The sequence below is a fragment of the Pseudoduganella lutea genome (assembly GCF_004209755.1).
GTDB lineage: Bacteria > Pseudomonadota > Gammaproteobacteria > Burkholderiales > Burkholderiaceae_D > Rugamonas > Rugamonas lutea.
Genome location: NZ_CP035913.1, coordinates 4381645 through 4399255 on the forward strand (window position 1 = coordinate 4381645; position 17611 = coordinate 4399255).

Below are 17611 nucleotides of genomic sequence, written 5' to 3' on the forward strand. Positions count from 1 at the left end.
GCTGTCTCGACGGAGCCGGGTCAGGAAAGCGATGCCGTTGCCTTCAGCACTTCTTCCGCGGTCGTTACGCCTTCAATGATCTTCCAGGCACCGGCAATGCGCAGCGGCTTCATGCCATCGGCGACCGCCTGCCGGCGCAGTGCGGCGATATCGGTTTCTTCCTGCACCAGATCGTTGAACGCGGCGCTGACGGTCAGCAGTTCATAAATGCCCGTGCGGCCGCGAAAACCCGTCTGCCGGCATTCCGGGCATCCGGCCGGCCGGTACACCTGCTGCGGTTTCGGCAGGTTCCACGCGCCACCGATGCCTTCCCAGATATCGTCCGCCAGTTCGCCGTCGGGCGTCTTGCATTCGGCGCACAGCGTGCGCACCAGGCGCTGGGCCATGATGCCGATGATCGTTGCCTCCAGCAGGTAATACGGCACGCCCAGCTCCAGCAGGCGCATCACGGCCGATGGCGCATCGTTCGTGTGCAGCGTCGACAGCACCAGGTGGCCTGTCAGCGCGGCCTGGATCGCCATCTCGGCTGTCGCCAGGTCGCGGATCTCGCCGACCATGATGATGTCCGGATCCTGCCGCATCAGCGCGCGCACACCGTCGGCGAACGACAGCTCGATGCCGGGCTGTACCTGCATCTGGTTGAACGACGCTTCCACCATCTCGATCGGATCTTCCACCGTGCACACATTCACCTCGGACGTGGCCAGCGCCTTCAGCGTGGTGTACAGCGTGGTGGTCTTGCCCGAGCCGGTAGGACCGGTAACGAGGATGATGCCGTGCGGCCGCTTCGTCAGCGCATCCCAGCGTGCGGCGTCTTCGGGAGGAAAGCCCAGTTCCGGCAAGGTCTTGACGACGACGTCCGGGTCGAAAATACGCATCACGAGCTTCTCGCCGAACGCCGTGGGCAGCGTGGACAGCCGCAGCTCGATTTCCTGGCCGCCAGCAGTGCGCGTCTTGATGCGGCCATCCTGCGGGCGGCGCTTTTCGATCACGTCCATCCGCCCCAGCAGCTTGATGCGCGCCGTCATCGCGATCATCACCACGGCCGGCACCTGGTACACCTGGTGCAGCACGCCGTCGATGCGGAAGCGGATGTTGCCGATGTCGCGCTTCGGTTCCAGGTGGATGTCCGAGGCACGTTGCTCGAACGCGTATTGCCACAGCCAGTCGACGATGTTGATCACATGCTGGTCGTTGGCATCGACCTGCCGGTTGCTCTTGCCCATCTCGACCAGCTGCTCGAAATTGTTGCGCAGCGCCAGGTCCTGGCCGGTGGACTTGTTGGCATCCCGGATCGACTTCGCTAGGGAAAAGAATTGCGACGTGTACTGGGCGATATCGAGCGGGTTGGCGATCACGCGGCGGATGGAGCGACGCGAAATCTTGGCGATTTCCGGCTCCCACTCAAGCGCGAACGGGTCGGCCGTGGCAACCGTCAGGGTATCGGCCGAGATCTCGACGGGCAGGATGTTGAAGCGCGCGGCGTAGCTGGCCGACATCACGTCCGCCACGCGGGTGAAATCCACCTTCAGCGGATCGATGCGGTACAGCGGCAGCCGCGCGCGCCCGGCCAGCCATTCGGTCAGCAGGTCCAGCGTCAATTGCCGGTGCGGTGGCTGCGCGGACAGGATCTTGCAATGCGCGACGGCGCACAGCGGGTGCATCGAGCCCGCGGTATTGCGCAGGATGCCCTGCGCCTGCGCGTACAGTGCCTTGACGCCGGCTTTCTCGACCATGCCGTCGGCAAGGAGCCACGTAAAGATCTGCTGCAGGTCGAGTGTCCTGGTCATGGTGTCAGGTCTTTGTCGTGGCGAGGCCCTTGACCCAGGTTTTCGCCGGCAGCTTCGTCTGCGCGAGGATTTCCTTTGCGCGCGCTTCCAGGGCCGGGATGTCGAGCGGGCGTGCGCGCTTGAATGCCAGCGCCACGACATTGCCGTCATGGACCTCGGGCAGGCTGACCACCTGCGGGAAGGCGTCCTTCATCGCCTTCAGGTTCTTTGCATAGCTGGGGTGGTCGCCGAACAGGTTCACGGTCATGATGCCGTCATCTGTCAGGCACGCCGCGCAGGCGGCATAGAATTCCGCCGAGTCGAGCACCGGTCCGCGCGCGGTGGCGTCGTACAGGTCGACCTGCAATGCATCGAGCGTGTTGTGGTTGCCAAGGTCGTTGACGAAATCCAGCGCATCCATTTCCAGCACGCGCAGCCGCGCATCGTCCGGCGGCAGCTTGAACATCGACTGGCAGATCGTGATCACGTGCGGGTTCAGTTCCACCGCTGTCACCTGCGCCTCGGGGAAAGTGCGGTAGCAGAACTTCGTCAGCGCGGCGGTACCCAGGCCCAGTTGCGCAACCCGCCGCGGCGCCGCGATCCACAGCATCCACGCCATCATTTGCTGCGCGTATTCCAGCTCCGGCCAGTCCGGCTTGCGGATGCGCATCGCACCCTGCACCCATTCGGTACCGAAATGCAGGTAACGCACGCCATCCTGCTCGGACAGGGTAACGGGGGCGAATTTGGGTTTATAGGGAGCCAGCTTGCGCGCGGCGGTTTTTGTCGCCGACCGGGCCGGACGGGACGATTCTTCTTTTTCGATGGATTTACGTTTGATCAGCATGGTGGGATCCAGGTGGGGCCTCATTATCCCGCGCCGCTTTGCCTGGAATCAAGCACTGTCATCAAGCACTGTCATCAAGCACACAAATCAGGCGCCGCCGTCATGCACTGCATGGCATGCCTGCGTCAACCCTTCGATCCAGGCGCGCCAATGCAGGCGTCGGAATAAAAACTGCCGGCCCGGGCCGGCAGCTGCATGTTCCGTAAATCGATTACTGGACCGGTTCGACCGATACGCGCAAGCGTACCCGCTCGCCCGGATCCTGCGACATATAGCTGGTGTAATTGCGGCCACGGTAGTCATACACGACTTCATACCCGGTGGTGCGCGATTCCCAGCTGTCGACGGTGCGGCACTGTTTCACCGCCTGTTCCTGCACCCCGGCCGGCGCGGCATTCTGGTTGCCGACGCGGTCGCCGACCACGGCGCCGGCAATGGCACCGGCGGCGGCGGCGGCCGTGCGGCCGCTGCCGCTGCCCACCTGGCTGCCCAGCAGGGCGCCGGCAATGCCACCAACGATGGAGCCACCCACACCACGCTGTTGCGGCTGCTGTACCTGCACGTATTCAGTACGGCATTCCTGTTGCGGGCGGTTCACCCGCTCGACCTGCGGCGTTACGCGCACGACACGGCCGTAATCCTCGAAATCGGCGGCCTGCACGACCGGCAGCGAGCCGAGCAGCGTGGCCGACAATAAAAAATTCAATGGCAACCGGGCTTGCAGTTTCATTTGGGGTACCTCATTGGATGATTGTCTTTATCAGCACAAGACAAGAAATAAGCATTATGCGATTCAATGGTAATGCCGGCGCGCGACTGCAATCTGGGCTTATGGCAACAAAATGTAACCCGCTAATGGATGGCCCGCGCTAGGACATCAAATCCGCCAAGGTGAAGGATTGTCGGCGAAGCATCTTAAAGGGCCCTGAAGATGACCGCTTTTTAACAAATCTTGCGCGCGCTGCCACATTAAAGTTGATTCATGCTGTACAACACGTTACCCTTACACTCTAGGGATCGAATTGACGGAGAGAAACGCGACTAGCGCTGCCGGTGCAGCGGCATACCGTGGTGACCGACGGGTATCGCATGAGGCCGCACTGAGGCCGCACTCGAGGACGCACCTGAGGCAGGACCTGAGGCAGCACCTGAGGTCCCGCCGAGGCGCGTTGTAAAGTGCCTCATGAAGTGTCCCATCGAGTCGCGCCGCATGCCTTGTATAGGTGCCTTCAATATAAAACACATACCGTACAACAGGTCGATTTTGAGGGAAAAATGAGTTTGTTCTTAACCGTGCCGCCCAACCTCGTTCAGTCCATCAGGGCATTCCGGATCGCTGAACTGCAAGAGGAGGCCGGCCGCCTGGGCCAGCATTTTCTGTATGCGCATTGCCATGCCGGCCTGACGAAGCAGCAAGTGCTGGGCATCATTGCCGAATCATTCAGGTTCCCCAAGCCCTGCGGCAAGAATTTCGATGCGTTGCGCACCACGCTGACGGAAACGCTGGCGGCGGCCGGCGAGCAACCCGGTTTCGTGATCGTGCTCGAACAACTGCCCAATACCCAGAAATTCGACCGCGAAGCACGCGAAACGCTGCTCGACGTGTTCCGCGATTCCTCCGATTGGTGGGCTGAAAAGAAAGTGCCGTTCCGCGTCTTTTATTCGTTCGAATAAGGCCTGCCGCCATGCCGTGGGCTGCCGGCCGTTGGTCCGCCCGGCGGCACCGGGTACAATGTCGGCCATGAAAAATATCGTCATCCTCATTTCGGGCCGCGGCAGCAATATGGAAGCCGTGGTCCGCGCCGCCGAAGCGGAGCAGTGGCCGGCGCGGATCGCCGCCGTCATCAGCAACCGTGCCGATGCCAAGGGCCTGGAATTCGCCGCGGCGCGCGGCATCCCGACTGCCGTGGTGCCGAACAAGGAATACCCGAGCCGTGAAGCATTCGATGCCGCGCTGCAGACCGTGATCGACGGCTTCGCGCCGGATCTCGTGGTGCTGGCGGGCTTCATGCGCATTCTCACGCCCGCTTTCGTGGAGCACTACAGCGGCCGGATGCTGAACATCCATCCCTCGCTGCTGCCGCTGTTCCCCGGCCTGCACACGCACGAGGCGGCGCTGGCCGCCGGCCATGCCGAACATGGCGCCACCGTGCATTTCGTGACGGCGGAGCTGGACCATGGCCCGGTGGTGGATCAGGTAGCGGTACCGATCCTGCCGGGCGATACGCCGGACACCCTGTCGGCGCGCCTGCTGGTGCAGGAACATGTGCTGTATCCGCGCGCCATCCGCTGGTTCATCGAAGATAAACTGACCGTCGAGAACGGCCAGGTCATTACCCCGCACAATTCGCGCCCCGCGAACTAATTCATCACCAGGATTCCCATGAGATTGCCACCAGCAGTACTCGCCAGCGCCGAAGAAGTGCTGCGCGAGATCTTGCGCTTTACCGCGCCGGCCGACACCACGTTGTCGCGCTACTTCAAGGACCACCCCCGCCTCGGCGGCCGCGAGCGCGGTGCCATCGCCGAATGCATTTATGCGGTGCTCCGCAACAAGAATTTCTTCACGGAGTTTTCCGAGCCGAACGGCGGCGCGACCATGCGCCGCCTGACGTTGCTGGGCCTGGCCGATGCCGTCGGCATCGACGCGCTGCCCGGCCTGTCGGAGGAAGAGGTCGAGTGGCTGACGCGGATGAGGGACATCGACCGCTCGCTGCTGCACAAGTCGCTGCGCACCAATATGCCGAAATGGCTGTGGGAAAAGCTTGCCGAGCAATACGGTGAAGAAGAAGCGCTGCAGCTTGCCGATGCGCTGAATGCGCCCGCGCCGCTGGACCTGCGCGTGAACGCGCTGAAGGCAGACCGCGACAAGGTCATCGAGCAACTGGCCCAGGCACCGATCGTCGCCACGGCCACGCCATTCGCGCCGCTGGGCCTGCGCGTGCTGAAAAAGCCGCAACTGCAGAATCTGCCGCTGTTCAAGGAAGGCGCGATCGAAGTGCAGGACGAAGGCAGCCAGGTGCTGGCCCAGATCCTGGGCGCGCGCCGCGGCGAGATGGTGGTGGACTTTTGCGCCGGTGCCGGCGGCAAGACGCTGGCACTGGGCGCGCAGATGCGCAACACCGGCCGCCTCTATGCGTTCGACGTTTCCGAAAAGCGCCTGGCCAAGCTGAAGCCGCGGTTGGCGCGCTCGGGCCTGTCGAACGTGCATCCGGTGGCCATCGCGCATGAACGCGATGCCAAGATCAAGCGCCTGACCGGCAAGATCGACCGCGTGCTGGTCGATGCGCCATGCTCCGGCATGGGCACGCTGCGCCGCAACCCGGACGTGAAGTGGCGCCAGCCGGTGGAGGCGATCGCCGAGATGCACGCCAAGCAGGTATCGATCCTGGACGGCGCCGCCCGCCTGGTAAAGAGCGGCGGCCGCCTCGTGTACGCCACGTGCAGCCTGCTGAACGAAGAGAATGACGCGGTGGCGGAACAGTTCATCGCCAACCATCCGGATTTCCAGCTGGTGCCGATGAGCCAGGTACTGGCCGAACAGAAGATCGACCTGGAAATGGGCGACTACCTGAAGCTGCTGCCGCACCGGCACCAGACCGATGGCTTCTTTGCCGCCGTGTTCGAGCGCAAGCCGATGGCCAAGGCGGCGCCGGCTGACGAGCCTTCCGAAGACGAGGCCGGGTCCAAGGCCGAAGACTGATGAAGCAGATCCCGCTGTCGGCATTATGGAACGACCTGCTGGGCGACCTGCGCGATCCGGGCCTGATGTGGCAGCTGGGAGCGCTGGTCCTGTCCGTGACACTGGGCTGGACATTGTCGCGCATGGCGCTGTCCCGGATCGGGCGGCGCGAAGACCGCGGCACCATGGCCCGGTTCGGCGTCGAAGGCTTTGCCCGCGTAATCGGGCCGCTGGCGATCGTCTGCCTGCTGTGGCTGTCGCAGATCGTGCTGTCACGCTGGTATCATGTCAACCTGCTGAAGGTCGCGCTGCCCATCTGGGGCTCGCTGGCCGTGATCCGCCTCACGTTCTACTTGTTGCGGCGGGTCTTTGCGCGCCGTGGCGAGATCGGCGCGGCGATGCTGACGTTCGAAAAGATCTTCCAGTTGCTGGTCTGGATAGCGTTCGCGCTGTACATCACCGGCTATTGGGACGACATCTACCGCTATCTCGACAATATGACGCTGCACCTTGGCAAGAACAAGGTGACGGCGGCAGAGATCCTGCAGGGGCTCGTGTCGGTGGTGGTCACGCTGGTGCTGGCGATGTGGGCCGGTGCCGCGATGGAAGAGCGGCTGATGGGCGTGGAAACGCTCAATTCGAACGTGCGGGTGGTGCTGGCGCGGATCGGGCGGGCGCTGCTGATCGTGTTCGCCGTGCTGTTCAGCCTGAACCTGGTGGGGATCGATCTCACCGTGCTGTCCGTGTTTGGCGGCGCGCTGGGTGTCGGTCTCGGTCTTGGGCTGCAGAAGATCGCCAGCAACTACATTTCCGGCTTCATCATCCTGCTGGATCGCAGCCTGCAGATCGGCGACATGATCACCGTGGACAAATGGAGCGGCCGCGTGGCGCGGATCAACACACGCTATACGATCCTGCAAGGGCTCGACGGGGTGGAATCGATCGTGCCGAACGAAATGTTCGTGTCGAGCCCGGTGCAGAACACCACGTTGACGAACAAGGAAGTATGGCTCAGCACCAAAGTGTTCGTTTCCTACGATACCGACCTCGATTTCGCGCTGGGTTTGCTGGAAAAAGCGGCCGCTTCCGTGCCACGCGTATTGCAATCGAAACCGCCGGGCGCCTCGCTGCTCAATTTCGGCGCCGATGGGCTGGAATTGCAGGTGGGGTTCTGGATCGGCGACCCGGAAAAGGGGCGCGGCGGCGTTACGTCCGACGTCAACCGGGCGATCTGGAAAGCGCTGAAGGAGCACGAAGTGCTGGTGCCGTATCCGGCACGCGAGATGCGCATTATCGGAGCGTCAACGGTTTCCGGGCAGGATCTGGGAATACCACAGGAAACGGCGTGACGGTACGGAATCGTTGTGCCTGTCCCGGACGAATGCGCGTACAATTGACGGTAACGTCTGCTGGCGTTGCGCAAGATTTCCGCGCGCCTGGAAATCATTTATTGGATGGATAAAGCTTGAACGCTGTTTTGGACTTCCTGACGCATGGCATTACTGGTCTGTCTAACTGGCAAACCGTCATCTATACGCTGATCGTCACACACATCACGATCGCGGCCGTCACGATCTACCTGCACCGGCACCAGGCGCACCGCGCGCTGGAGCTGCATGCGATCCCGAGTCATTTCTTCCGCTTCTGGCTGTGGCTGACCACGGGCCAGGTCACGAAGGAATGGGCAGCCGTGCACCGCAAGCACCATGCCAAATGCGATACCGAAGAAGATCCGCACAGCCCCGTTACGCGCGGCATCAAGAAGGTGTTCTGGGAAGGCGCCGAACTGTACCGCGCTGAAACGAAGAACAAGGAAACGCTGAACAAGTACGGCCACGGCACGCCGGACGACTGGATCGAGCGCAACCTGTACACGAAATACAGCTGGCAGGGCGTGGCACTGCTGCTGATCCTGAACGTCACGCTGTTTGGTGCCAAGGGCCTCACGGTCTGGGCCGTGCAGATGCTGTGGATCCCGATCACGGCCGCCGGCATCATCAATGGCATCGGCCATTACTGGGGTTACCGCAACTTCGACTGTTCGGATGCCGCCACCAACATCATTCCTTGGGGCATCATCATTGGCGGCGAGGAGTTGCATAACAACCACCACACGTATGCCACGTCGGCCAAGCTGTCGTCCAAGTGGTATGAGTTCGACATCGGCTGGGCTTATATCCGCATGATGGAAATGGTGGGCCTGGCAAAGGTGAAGAAGCTGCCGCCGAAGCCGAAGTTTGCCACCGCCAAACTGCAGGCCGATATCGAAACGCTGCAGGCCGTGATCGCCAACCGCTATGACGTAATGGCCAAATATGCCAAGTCCGTCAAGCACGCGTGGGACGAGGAAGTGGAACACCTGAAGCACAAGCCCCAGCTGGAATCCAGCTTCCTGAAGTCCGCCCGCAAGCTGATGCAGCGCGAGCCGGCCAAGCTGGAAGCGGCGCAGAAAGAACACTTGAGCGAGCTGTTCCAGCATAGCAAGGCGCTCGAGACCATGCACAATATGCGCGTGGAACTGGGCGTGATCTGGGAGCGTTCGCACTTCACCCGCGAAGAGCTGGTGCACAAGCTGCAGGACTGGTGCCAGCGCGCCGAAGCTTCCGGCATCAAGGCACTGCAAGAGTTCTCCCTGCGCCTGCGCAGCTACGCCTGATTCGTCAAAGCGTCATCAAAACGGCCCTGCGGGGCCGTTTTTTATTGCCTGCTCTCACACTGTTGCCAAAATTCGGGGACAGTCCCCTGTCTCTTTCCTGCAAATGCGCAGGCTAACTGTGGTGGCGGCGCGACAGATAGGAGACTACCAGAGCAAGGATCTCGGGCTGTCAACCCTGGCGTCACGGGGAGCAAAGTGCATTGGCGAAATATTGCCCGAAACCGGGGTCTGACCCCGGTTTTGGGAAATTAAGACGGGGACAGTCCCGCCGGGAGGGACAGTCCCCAAGGTTTTTACAACAGTCCAGATGCAAAAAAGCCGCTCGAGAGCGGCTTTTTCAGTGGAACAAGATCGATTACTTGATCTTGGTTTCCTTGTACGTCACGTGTTTGCGGGCTTTGGGATCGAACTTCATGATCTCCATTTTGCCAGGCATCGTGCGCTTGTTCTTGGTCGTGGTGTAGAAGTGACCCGTACCAGCGGTCGATTCCAGCTTGATTTTGTCGCGGCCAGTTTTTGCCATGATAGCTCCCTATTAGACTTTTTCGCCACGAGCGCGCATGTCGGCCAGGACGGCGTCGATGCCGACCTTGTCGATCACGCGCAGACCGGCGTTGGACAGACGCAGGGAGACCCAGCGGTTTTCAGATTCAACGAAGATGCGGCGGTTCTGCAGGTTCGGCAGAAAACGACGCTTGGTCTTGTTGTTTGCATGGGAAACGTTGTTGCCGACCATCGGCTTCTTCCCAGTGACTTGGCAAACACGTGCCATGTTGCACTCCTTAAAATTACTTCCGAATTCGGAAAAACAGAAGTGTATCCAAAAAACTGAGCTTTTTCAATCACTTGTGAAAAACAATTGTGTCATACTTGATCGGAAAAATTTAACATTTTAAGGCGGTGTGACGAGGCAATCATCTGCTCCAAGCCGAAGTCCTTGATATCTAAGGGTAAACAGCGCCGGGGCAGGGCGCGAATCGTTAAATCTGGCCATTCTCCGCGAAGGAATGGACGCGATGCCCCGCCACAACGAAATGGTCGAGGATGCGGATATCGACCAGGGCCAGTGCCTGCACCAGCGAGCGCGTGAGCAGGACATCGGCCTCGCTGGGCTCCGGCGTGCCCGATGGATGGTTATGCGCCAGCATCACGCTGGCGGCATTGCGGGTCAGCGCCTCGCGCACGACTTCGCGCGGGTAGACGCTGGTGTGCGTGAGCGTGCCGCGGAACAGTTCGCGTGCCGCGATCAAGCGGTTGCGCACGTCCAGGAACAACACGTGGAATGATTCGTAGGGCCGTCCCGCCATGGCCAGCCGCAGGTATTGCTTGGCCGCCTGGGGCGAGCAGATCGATTCGCCGGACAGCATCTCGTCGCTGATCGCCCGCCGCGCCAGTTCGATCACGGCATTCAGTTGCGCATACTTGGCCGGCCCCAGGCCCGGCACGTCGGTGAAGTCCTTCAGGCTGGCGCGCAGCAACGCTTGCAGGGAACCGAAGTGCCGTACCATGTCGCCCGCCAGTTCGACGGCATTCTTGCCGCGCACGCCTACGCGCAGGAAAACGGCCAGCAGCTCCGCGTCCGACAATGCCTGCGCGCCATCGCGGATCAGGCGTTCGCGGGGGCGCTGGTGGACCGGCCAGTTCGAGATGCTCATGGGGTGCCTTTCGTGACGGGATCGGAAGGCCATTATGAAAGCCGCCGGGCCCGCTCATACTGATATGGCAAAGACATCGGCGGACTTGCCGGGAACGCTGCGCGATCCGCCAGGCAATGCCAAGCTGGCTTACAATACCGGTTTGCCCGCCCAACGCATTCATTTGCCCCCATCATGTCGAACGTCGTCACCCCATCCGCGTACCTCACCCTGCATTACCGACTGGCCCAGCTGGACGGTACCGATATCGTCTCCACCTTCGACGGCAACCCGGCCACGCTGATGCTCGGTTCCGGCCAGCTGGCTCCGGTGCTGGAAGAGCTGCTGCTCGGCCTGCCGGAAGGCACGCACAAGACATTCGACCTGGAGCCGGGCGTCGCCTTCGGCCCCCGCAATCCCGACCTGGTCCGGCCCGTCACCCGTGCCACGCTGGACGAGAATTCGGTACCTGGCGCGGAATACCGCGTGGGTGACCTGGTCGACTTCGCGGCGCCGGGCGGCGGCCGTTTTTCCGGCATCCTGCGCGAGTTGCATGACGATGCCGCCATCTTCGACTTCAACCATCCGCTGGCCGGCCAGCCGGTGCGCTTCGAAGTGAACCTGATTTCCGTGCTGTAACCGGATAAGCAAGCCCATGACTACCGCCATGCAAACCGATAAAGAAATCCTCCTGGCCCAGCCGCGCGGCTTTTGCGCCGGCGTCGACCGCGCGATCGAGATCGTCGAACGCGCATTGCAGCAGTTCGGCGCCCCCATCTACGTGCGCCACGAAATCGTGCACAACGCCTATGTCGTCGAAGACCTGCGCGCCAAGGGTGCCATCTTCATCGAGGACCTCGACGACGTGCCGGCCGGGAACACGCTGGTGTTTTCCGCGCATGGCGTGTCGAAGGCCGTGCGTGCCGAAGCCGAAGCGCGCGGCCTGGCCATCTTCGATGCCACCTGCCCGCTGGTGACGAAAGTGCACGTGGAAGTGGCCAAGATGCGCAAGTCCGGCTGCGAGATCATCATGATCGGCCACGATGGCCACCCGGAAGTGGAAGGCACGATGGGCCAGGCCGAGGAAGGCATGCACCTGGTGGAAACCATCGACGATGTGGCAACACTGCAGGTGGCCAACCCGGAAAACCTGGCCTACGTGTCGCAGACCACGCTGTCGGTCGACGATACCGCCGAGATCATCGAGGCGCTGAAGGCGCGCTTCCCGGCCATCCAGGAGCCGAAGAAGGGCGACATCTGCTATGCCACCACGAACCGCCAGGAAGCGGTGAAATTCATGGCGCCTCAGGTCGAAGTCGTCGTTGTCGTCGGCAGCCCGAACAGCTCGAATTCGAACCGCCTGCGCGAAGTGGCCCGCAAGATGGGCACGCCCGCCTACATGGTGGACCGCGCCGAGCAGATCGATCCGGCCTGGCTCGAAGGCCACCAGCGCATCGGCGTCACGGCGGGTGCCTCGGCACCCGAGGTGCTGGTGCAGGCCGTCATCGACCGGTTGAAGGAACTGGGGGCGAAGAGCGTTCGCCCGCTGGAAGGCGTCGAGGAAAACGTCACGTTCCCGTTGCCGAAAGGCCTCGTTTGACCCGTCATGCTGTAAACTAAATATTGTTCAGCATTCACGCGGTTTTTCCACGCGAAGTTTTCAGCCGGAATCGCTATGATGGCGAGCCGGCGATTTCCTCATTGCCGATCAGACTTCTTTTTGACCGGCTTCCGGGAGGCGCGCGGAAGTAGTAGGATGCAGGCCCGCCGTGTGCACGATATGCACGATGGCGGCAACGGACAGCGGCGCGAAGGATGCGCCATGCGGCGGCACTGCGGGGCTATCCTCCGGGTGCCGTTTTTGTTACGCGGCGGCGGGCGATACGCCGGCCTCCGCAAAAAAAGGTCGAGCAAACCAAGGGGAGCGATGGATACCTTCATCCAACAAATTATCAACGGGCTGGTGCTGGGCAGCATGTATGCGCTGGTCGCACTGGGGTACACCATGGTGTACGGCGTGTTGAACCTGATCAACTTCGCCCATGGCGACGTGCTGATGATCGGCGCCATGATTGGCCTGACGATCCTCAACCTCCTCGGCGCGCATTTCCCCGAGATGAATGGCTGGCTGCAGCTGGGCATCGCCATCCTCGGCGCCATTCCCGGCTGTATCATCGTCAACGTGCTGATCGAACGCATCGCCTACCGCCGGCTGCGCAACGCGCCGCGCCTGGCGCCGCTGATCACCGCGATCGGCATGTCGATCCTGCTGCAGACGTTCGCGATGATGATCTGGGGCCGCAACCCGCTGCCGTTCCCGCAACTGCTGCCTTCGGAGCCGATCGCCATCGGCGGGGCCGTCATCAGCATCACGCAGATCCTGCTGCTGGCCCTGGCCGCGCTGTCCATGTGCGCGCTCGTGCTGCTCGTGGAGAAAACCAAGATGGGCCGGGCGATGCGCGCCGTGGCCGAGAACCCGCGCGTGGCGGGGCTCATGGGCGTCGATTCGAACCGCGTGATCGTCTACACGTTCGCGATCGGCGCCGCGCTGGCCGCCGTGGCCGGCGTGATGTGGGGCGCCAATTATGCGTCGATCCAGTTCGCGATGGGCACGATTCCCGGCCTGAAGGCGTTTTGCGCCGCCGTGCTGGGCGGTATCGGCAATATCTATGGCGCGATGATCGGCGGGATCGTGCTGGGCATCATCGAAAGCCTGGGCGCCGGCTACATCGGTGACCTGACCGGGGGCTTCCTCGGCAGCCATTACCAGGACATCTTCGCCTTCATCGTGCTGATCCTGGTGCTGACGGTGCGACCGTCCGGCATCATGGGCGAACGCGTGGCCGACCGCGCCTGAGGAGACGAACATGGCACTGCTCAATTTCGATACCTCGCGCGACCCGAAAAAGGCTTATACCAGCATGGCGCTGCTGCTGGCGGTCATGCTGGTCTTCCCGTTCATCGCCCAGAACTTCGGCAACTCGTGGGTACGCATCGCCGACCTGGCGCTGCTGTACATCATGCTGGCGCTGGGCCTGAACGTGGTGGTCGGCTTTGCCGGCCTGCTGGACCTGGGCTATATCGCGTTCTACGCGGTGGGCGCCTACCTGACAGGCCTGCTGGCCTCGCCACAATTCGCCACGCTCCTCGAATCGATCATCATGCTGCACCCGGCGTTCGGGGAAACGCTGGTGGTCATTCTCGGCGAGGACATCCGCACGAACGGCATCCACCTGTCCGTGTGGTTCATCGTGCCGTTCGCGGCGGCGCTGGCCGGCCTGTTCGGCGCGATCCTGGGCGCCCCCACGCTCAAGCTGCGCGGCGACTACCTGGCCATCGTCACGCTGGGCTTCGGCGAGATTATCCGGATCTTCATGAACAACCTGAACGATCCGATCAACTTCACGAACGGCCCGCAGGGGATCAACCTGATCGATCCGATCCGGGTGTTCGGCGTGGACCTGGCGGGCGAGCAGGGCTCCGGCGCGATGGTGTCCATCGGTGCCTGGCAGCTCCCGTCCGTCAACGCCTACTACTTCCTGTTCCTGGGCCTGACGATCGCCACGATCTTCATCACGGCGCGCCTGCAGCATTCGCGGCTGGGCCGCGCCTGGGTGGCCATCCGCGAGGATGAAATCGCCGCGAAGGCCATGGGCATCAATACCCGCAACGTGAAGCTGCTGGCCTTTTCGATGGGCGCCTCGTTCGGCGGCGTGGCGGGCGCCATGTTCGCCGCGTTCCAGGGCTTTGTGTCGCCCGAATCGTTCTCGCTGACCGAATCGATTGCCGTGCTGGCGATGGTGGTCCTGGGCGGCATCGGCCACATCCCGGGCGTGGTGCTGGGCGGGCTGCTGCTGGCGGCGCTGCCGGAAGTGCTGCGCCACGTCGTCGAACCGGTGCAGATGCAGCTGTTCGGCAAGGTACTGATCGAGGCCGAAGTGCTGCGCCAACTGCTGTATGGCCTGGCGCTGGTGCTGATCATGCTGGTGCGCCCGGCGGGCTTGTGGCCTTCGCCGAAGCACGAGGATCGCCCCGATGGCGATTCCGATACCAAGGGCAAGGCGACCGGCGTCGTGGCAGCGTAAGGAAAACAGATGAGCGAAGAAGTCATCCTGAACATCCAGGGCGTCAATAAACGGTTCGGCGGGCTGCAGGCGCTGACGGACGTCCGCATCAACATCAAGCGGGGCCAGATCTATGGCCTGATCGGCCCGAACGGGGCCGGCAAGACCACGTTCTTCAACGTGATCACGGGCCTGTACCAGCCCGATACGGGCACTTTCGAACTGGCCGGCAAGCCGTATTCGCCTTCTGCCCCGCACGCGGTGGCAAAGGCGGGCATCGCCCGCACGTTCCAGAACATCCGCCTGTTCGGCGAGATGACGGCGCTGGAAAACGTGATGGTGGGGCGCCATGTGCGCACGCGCCAGGGCGTGTTCGGCGCGGTGTTCCGCCACAAGGCGGCGCGGGAAGAGGAAAAGGCGATCCGTATCCGTGCGCAGGAACTGCTGGACTTCGTCGGCATCGGGCAGTTCGCCAGCCGCACGTCGAAATACCTGTCGTATGGCGACCAGCGCCGGCTGGAAATCGCCCGCGCGCTGGCCACCGACCCGCAACTGCTGGCGCTGGACGAACCGGCCGCCGGCATGAACGCCACCGAAAAGCTGGCGCTGCGCGAGCTGCTCGTCAAGATCAAGGCCGAAGGCAAGACCGTGCTGCTGATCGAACACGACGTGAAGCTGATGATGGGCCTGTGCGACCGCATCAGCGTGCTCGAATACGGCAAGCTGATCGCCGAAGGCCTGCCGCATGAAATCCAAAGCAACCAGGCCGTCATCGACGCCTATCTGGGAGGGTCGCATTGATGGCGGTCGATAGCGCAAAGAATGTCCTGAAGATCTCCGGCCTGCACGTCGCCTATGGCGGCATCAAGGCCGTCAAGGGCATCGACCTCGAAGTGAACGAGGGTGAGCTGGTCACGCTGATCGGCGCCAATGGCGCCGGCAAGACCACGACCCTGAAGGCGATCACCGGCACGCTGCCGGCCTGCAAGGTGGAAGGCACGATCGCCTACCTGGGCACACCGCTGAAGGGCATGCAGAGTTTCCATCTCGTCGAGAAGAAACTGGCGATGGTGCCGGAAGGGCGGGGCGTGTTCACGCGGATGACGATCCACGAAAACCTGATGATGGGCGCCTATACCCGCAACGACAAGGCGGGCATCGAGGCTGACATCGCCAAGTGGTTCGACATCTTCCCCCGGCTGAAGGAGCGCTCGGCGCAACTGGCCGGCACGCTGTCCGGTGGCGAACAGCAGATGCTGGCGATGGCGCGAGCGCTGATGTGCCACCCGCACCTGCTGCTGCTGGACGAGCCGTCGATGGGGCTGTCGCCGATCATGGTCGACAAGATCTTCGAGGTGATCCGCGACGTGTCGAAGCAGGGCATCACGATCCTGCTGGTGGAACAGAACGCCAAGCTGGCGCTGCAGGCGGCCAACCGCGGCTACGTGATGGATTCCGGCGCGATCACGATGACCGGCGACGCGCAGGACATGCTGCACGACCCGCGCGTAAAAGCCGCTTACCTGGGCGAGTAAGCTGCACCAAAAAAAACTGGGACGTACCCCTGTTTAGAGGCAATTTCTGAACGTGCAGACAGGTTGGCATCTCGATAAGCCAACAGTTTCCTGGAAACAGGGGTACGTCCCTTGTTTTTCCCGCGAATATTTGCATGACAGAAAACTGGGGACGTACCCCTGTTTAGAGGCAATATCTGAACTTGCAGACGGGCCAGCCTCTCAGATAAGTCGATTGTTTCCTGAAAACAGGGGTACGTACCCAGTTTGTCAGCTGAGCAACTCGGCGAAGCGGGGCAGGTCCACGTTGCCGCCGCTGAGGATGATGCCCACCTTCTTGCCGCGCAGTTCGTCCTGCATTGCGCGGGCGGCGGCCAGGCCGAGGCAGCCCGTGGGTTCGACGATCATCTTCATGCGGCTGGCAACGAAGCGCATCTCGTCGATCAGCTGGGCGTCGCTTGCCGTGAGGATGTCGTCCACGTGGCGCTGGATGATCGGGAAGGTCAGCTTGCCCAGGTGCTGGGTCTGCGCGCCGTCGGCAATGGTCTTCGGCGTGTCGATGTGGACGATGGCGCCGCTGCGGAACGATTGCTGGCCATCGTTGCCGGCTTCCGGCTCCACGCCGAACAGCTTGCAGCGGGGCGACAGCGCCCGCGTCACCAGCGCCGTGCCGGACAGCAGCCCGCCGCCGCCGAGCGGTGCGAACAGGTAGTCCAGCTCGCCCACTTCCTCGAACAGTTCCTTTGCCGCCGTGCCCTGGCCGGCAATCACGTCCGCATGGTCATAGGGCGGGATCAGGGTCAGGCCATGCTTCGCCGCCAGGTCGCGGCCGATCTGCTCGCGGTCCTCGGTATAGCGGTCATAGGTGACGACCGTCGCGCCATACCCGCGCGTGGCCGCCACCTTGGCCGCCGGCGCATCGAGCGGCATCACGATCGTGGCGGGAATGCCCAGCAGCCTGGCCGACAGGGCGATGGCTTGCGCATGGTTCCCGGACGAGAAGGCAACGACACCCGCCTTGCGTTGCGCCGCATCGAACCTGGCCAGCGCATTGAAACCGCCGCGGAACTTGAACGCGCCCATTCTCTGCAAGTTCTCCGCCTTGAAATACAGCTCGGCACCCAGCTGCTCGTTGGCAATGCGCGACGTCAGCACCGGCGTGTGGTGCGCATGCCCGGCAATCCGCTCTGCGGCGGCCACCACGTCGTTATAAGTCGGAAGCATCGATTCGGTCATCATGGTCCTTTCGAATTTGAGGCCTGAACAGATTATCTGAAATTGGAAAAACTGTATATATCCAGACGAGAAAAAGCCCACGGATGTCGGGGATAAAAACCAGTCGGGGAATAAAAAACGCCCCGATCAAGTCGGGGCGGGCGAAGGACATCCGCTGAGAGGATCCACGGATGCCGAGGAGACCTGGTACAGCGATGCTTTCAGTGTGC

General features: G+C 62.4%; 18 protein-coding genes. 11 read left to right on the forward strand and 7 right to left on the reverse strand.

Annotated elements, in window-relative coordinates:
- Positions 1-20: 20 nt before the first annotated feature.
- The 3 genes from tfpB to EWM63_RS18580 all read right to left on the reverse strand — a co-directional run bounded on the left by tfpB (position 21) and on the right by EWM63_RS18580 (position 3346).
- Positions 21-1790, reverse strand: coding sequence for a type IV pilus assembly ATPase TfpB (gene tfpB / locus EWM63_RS18570; protein ID WP_130187861.1), 1770 nt, complete (start codon positions 1788-1790; stop codon positions 21-23).
- 4 nt (positions 1791-1794) lie between these two features.
- Positions 1795-2616 (reverse strand): spermine/spermidine synthase domain-containing protein, encoded by an 822-nt coding sequence (locus tag EWM63_RS18575; RefSeq protein WP_130187862.1) that lies wholly within the window; start codon positions 2614-2616, stop codon positions 1795-1797.
- Between the two features lie 211 nt (positions 2617-2827).
- A complete protein-coding gene (locus tag EWM63_RS18580; protein WP_130187863.1) occupies positions 2828-3346 on the reverse strand; it encodes a glycine zipper 2TM domain-containing protein in 519 nt (172 codons plus the stop codon).
- A gap of 545 nt (positions 3347-3891) precedes the next feature.
- On the opposite strand from EWM63_RS18580, the gene EWM63_RS18585 reads away from it, so the two are divergent.
- The 5 genes from EWM63_RS18585 to EWM63_RS18605 all read left to right on the forward strand — a co-directional run bounded on the left by EWM63_RS18585 (position 3892) and on the right by EWM63_RS18605 (position 8954).
- Positions 3892-4290: a barstar family protein gene (locus EWM63_RS18585; RefSeq protein ID WP_130187864.1), complete on the forward strand. Its 399-nt coding sequence runs from the start codon at positions 3892-3894 to the stop codon at positions 4288-4290.
- Positions 4291-4357: 67 nt separating this feature from the next.
- Positions 4358-4981, forward strand: coding sequence for a phosphoribosylglycinamide formyltransferase (gene purN / locus EWM63_RS18590; protein ID WP_130187865.1), 624 nt, complete (start codon positions 4358-4360; stop codon positions 4979-4981).
- Between the two features lie 18 nt (positions 4982-4999).
- Positions 5000-6319 (forward strand): RsmB/NOP family class I SAM-dependent RNA methyltransferase, encoded by a 1320-nt coding sequence (locus EWM63_RS18595; protein ID WP_130187866.1) that lies wholly within the window; start codon positions 5000-5002, stop codon positions 6317-6319.
- Positions 6319-7647 (forward strand): mechanosensitive ion channel family protein, encoded by a 1329-nt coding sequence (locus tag EWM63_RS18600; protein ID WP_130187867.1) that lies wholly within the window; start codon positions 6319-6321, stop codon positions 7645-7647. Before EWM63_RS18595 ends, EWM63_RS18600 begins: the two co-directional genes overlap by 1 nt.
- Before the next feature lie 116 nt (positions 7648-7763).
- Entirely contained in the window at positions 7764-8954 is a 1191-nt protein-coding gene (locus EWM63_RS18605; RefSeq protein WP_130187868.1) for a DesA family fatty acid desaturase, read from the forward strand.
- 355 nt (positions 8955-9309) lie between these two features.
- On the opposite strand, the gene rpmG is transcribed toward EWM63_RS18605, so the two are convergent.
- From rpmG to radC, 3 genes are all read right to left on the reverse strand, one after another.
- Positions 9310-9477 carry a 50S ribosomal protein L33 gene (gene rpmG, locus EWM63_RS18610; protein WP_050411857.1) on the reverse strand — a complete coding sequence of 56 codons (168 nt, stop codon included), beginning with the start codon at positions 9475-9477 and terminating at the stop codon, positions 9310-9312.
- 12 nt (positions 9478-9489) lie between these two features.
- Positions 9490-9726: a 50S ribosomal protein L28 gene (gene rpmB, locus EWM63_RS18615; RefSeq protein WP_008451488.1), complete on the reverse strand. Its 237-nt coding sequence runs from the start codon at positions 9724-9726 to the stop codon at positions 9490-9492.
- A gap of 208 nt (positions 9727-9934) precedes the next feature.
- The gene (radC, locus tag EWM63_RS18620; protein ID WP_130187869.1) at positions 9935-10609 is read right to left on the reverse strand and encodes a RadC family protein; all 675 of its coding nucleotides are present in this window, start codon (positions 10607-10609) and stop codon (positions 9935-9937) included.
- A 174-nt stretch (positions 10610-10783) separates the two neighbouring features.
- On the opposite strand from radC, the gene EWM63_RS18625 reads away from it, so the two are divergent.
- From EWM63_RS18625 to EWM63_RS18650, 6 genes are all read left to right on the forward strand, one after another.
- Positions 10784-11227 carry an FKBP-type peptidyl-prolyl cis-trans isomerase gene (locus tag EWM63_RS18625; protein WP_130187870.1) on the forward strand — a complete coding sequence of 148 codons (444 nt, stop codon included), beginning with the start codon at positions 10784-10786 and terminating at the stop codon, positions 11225-11227.
- 28 nt (positions 11228-11255) lie between these two features.
- The gene (gene ispH, locus EWM63_RS18630; RefSeq protein ID WP_130187871.1) at positions 11256-12188 is read left to right on the forward strand and encodes a 4-hydroxy-3-methylbut-2-enyl diphosphate reductase; all 933 of its coding nucleotides are present in this window, start codon (positions 11256-11258) and stop codon (positions 12186-12188) included.
- A 327-nt stretch (positions 12189-12515) separates the two neighbouring features.
- Positions 12516-13445, forward strand: coding sequence for a branched-chain amino acid ABC transporter permease (locus tag EWM63_RS18635; RefSeq protein WP_130187872.1), 930 nt, complete (start codon positions 12516-12518; stop codon positions 13443-13445).
- Positions 13446-13455: 10 nt separating this feature from the next.
- The gene (locus tag EWM63_RS18640) at positions 13456-14673 is read left to right on the forward strand and encodes an ABC transporter permease subunit (protein ID WP_130187873.1); all 1218 of its coding nucleotides are present in this window, start codon (positions 13456-13458) and stop codon (positions 14671-14673) included.
- Between the two features lie 9 nt (positions 14674-14682).
- Complete coding sequence (locus EWM63_RS18645; protein WP_130187874.1) at positions 14683-15453, forward strand: ABC transporter ATP-binding protein; 771 nt, start codon at positions 14683-14685, stop codon at positions 15451-15453.
- On the forward strand, positions 15453-16187 hold the full coding sequence (locus EWM63_RS18650; protein ID WP_130187875.1) for an ABC transporter ATP-binding protein: 735 nt from the start codon (positions 15453-15455) through the stop codon (positions 16185-16187). The genes EWM63_RS18645 and EWM63_RS18650 overlap by 1 nt, the downstream gene beginning before the upstream one ends.
- 249 nt (positions 16188-16436) lie before the next feature.
- Here EWM63_RS18650 and EWM63_RS18655 read toward each other — a convergent pair whose 3' ends face one another.
- Positions 16437-17402 (reverse strand): threo-3-hydroxy-L-aspartate ammonia-lyase, encoded by a 966-nt coding sequence (locus EWM63_RS18655; protein WP_130190468.1) that lies wholly within the window; start codon positions 17400-17402, stop codon positions 16437-16439.
- Positions 17403-17611: the final 209 nt, after the last annotated feature.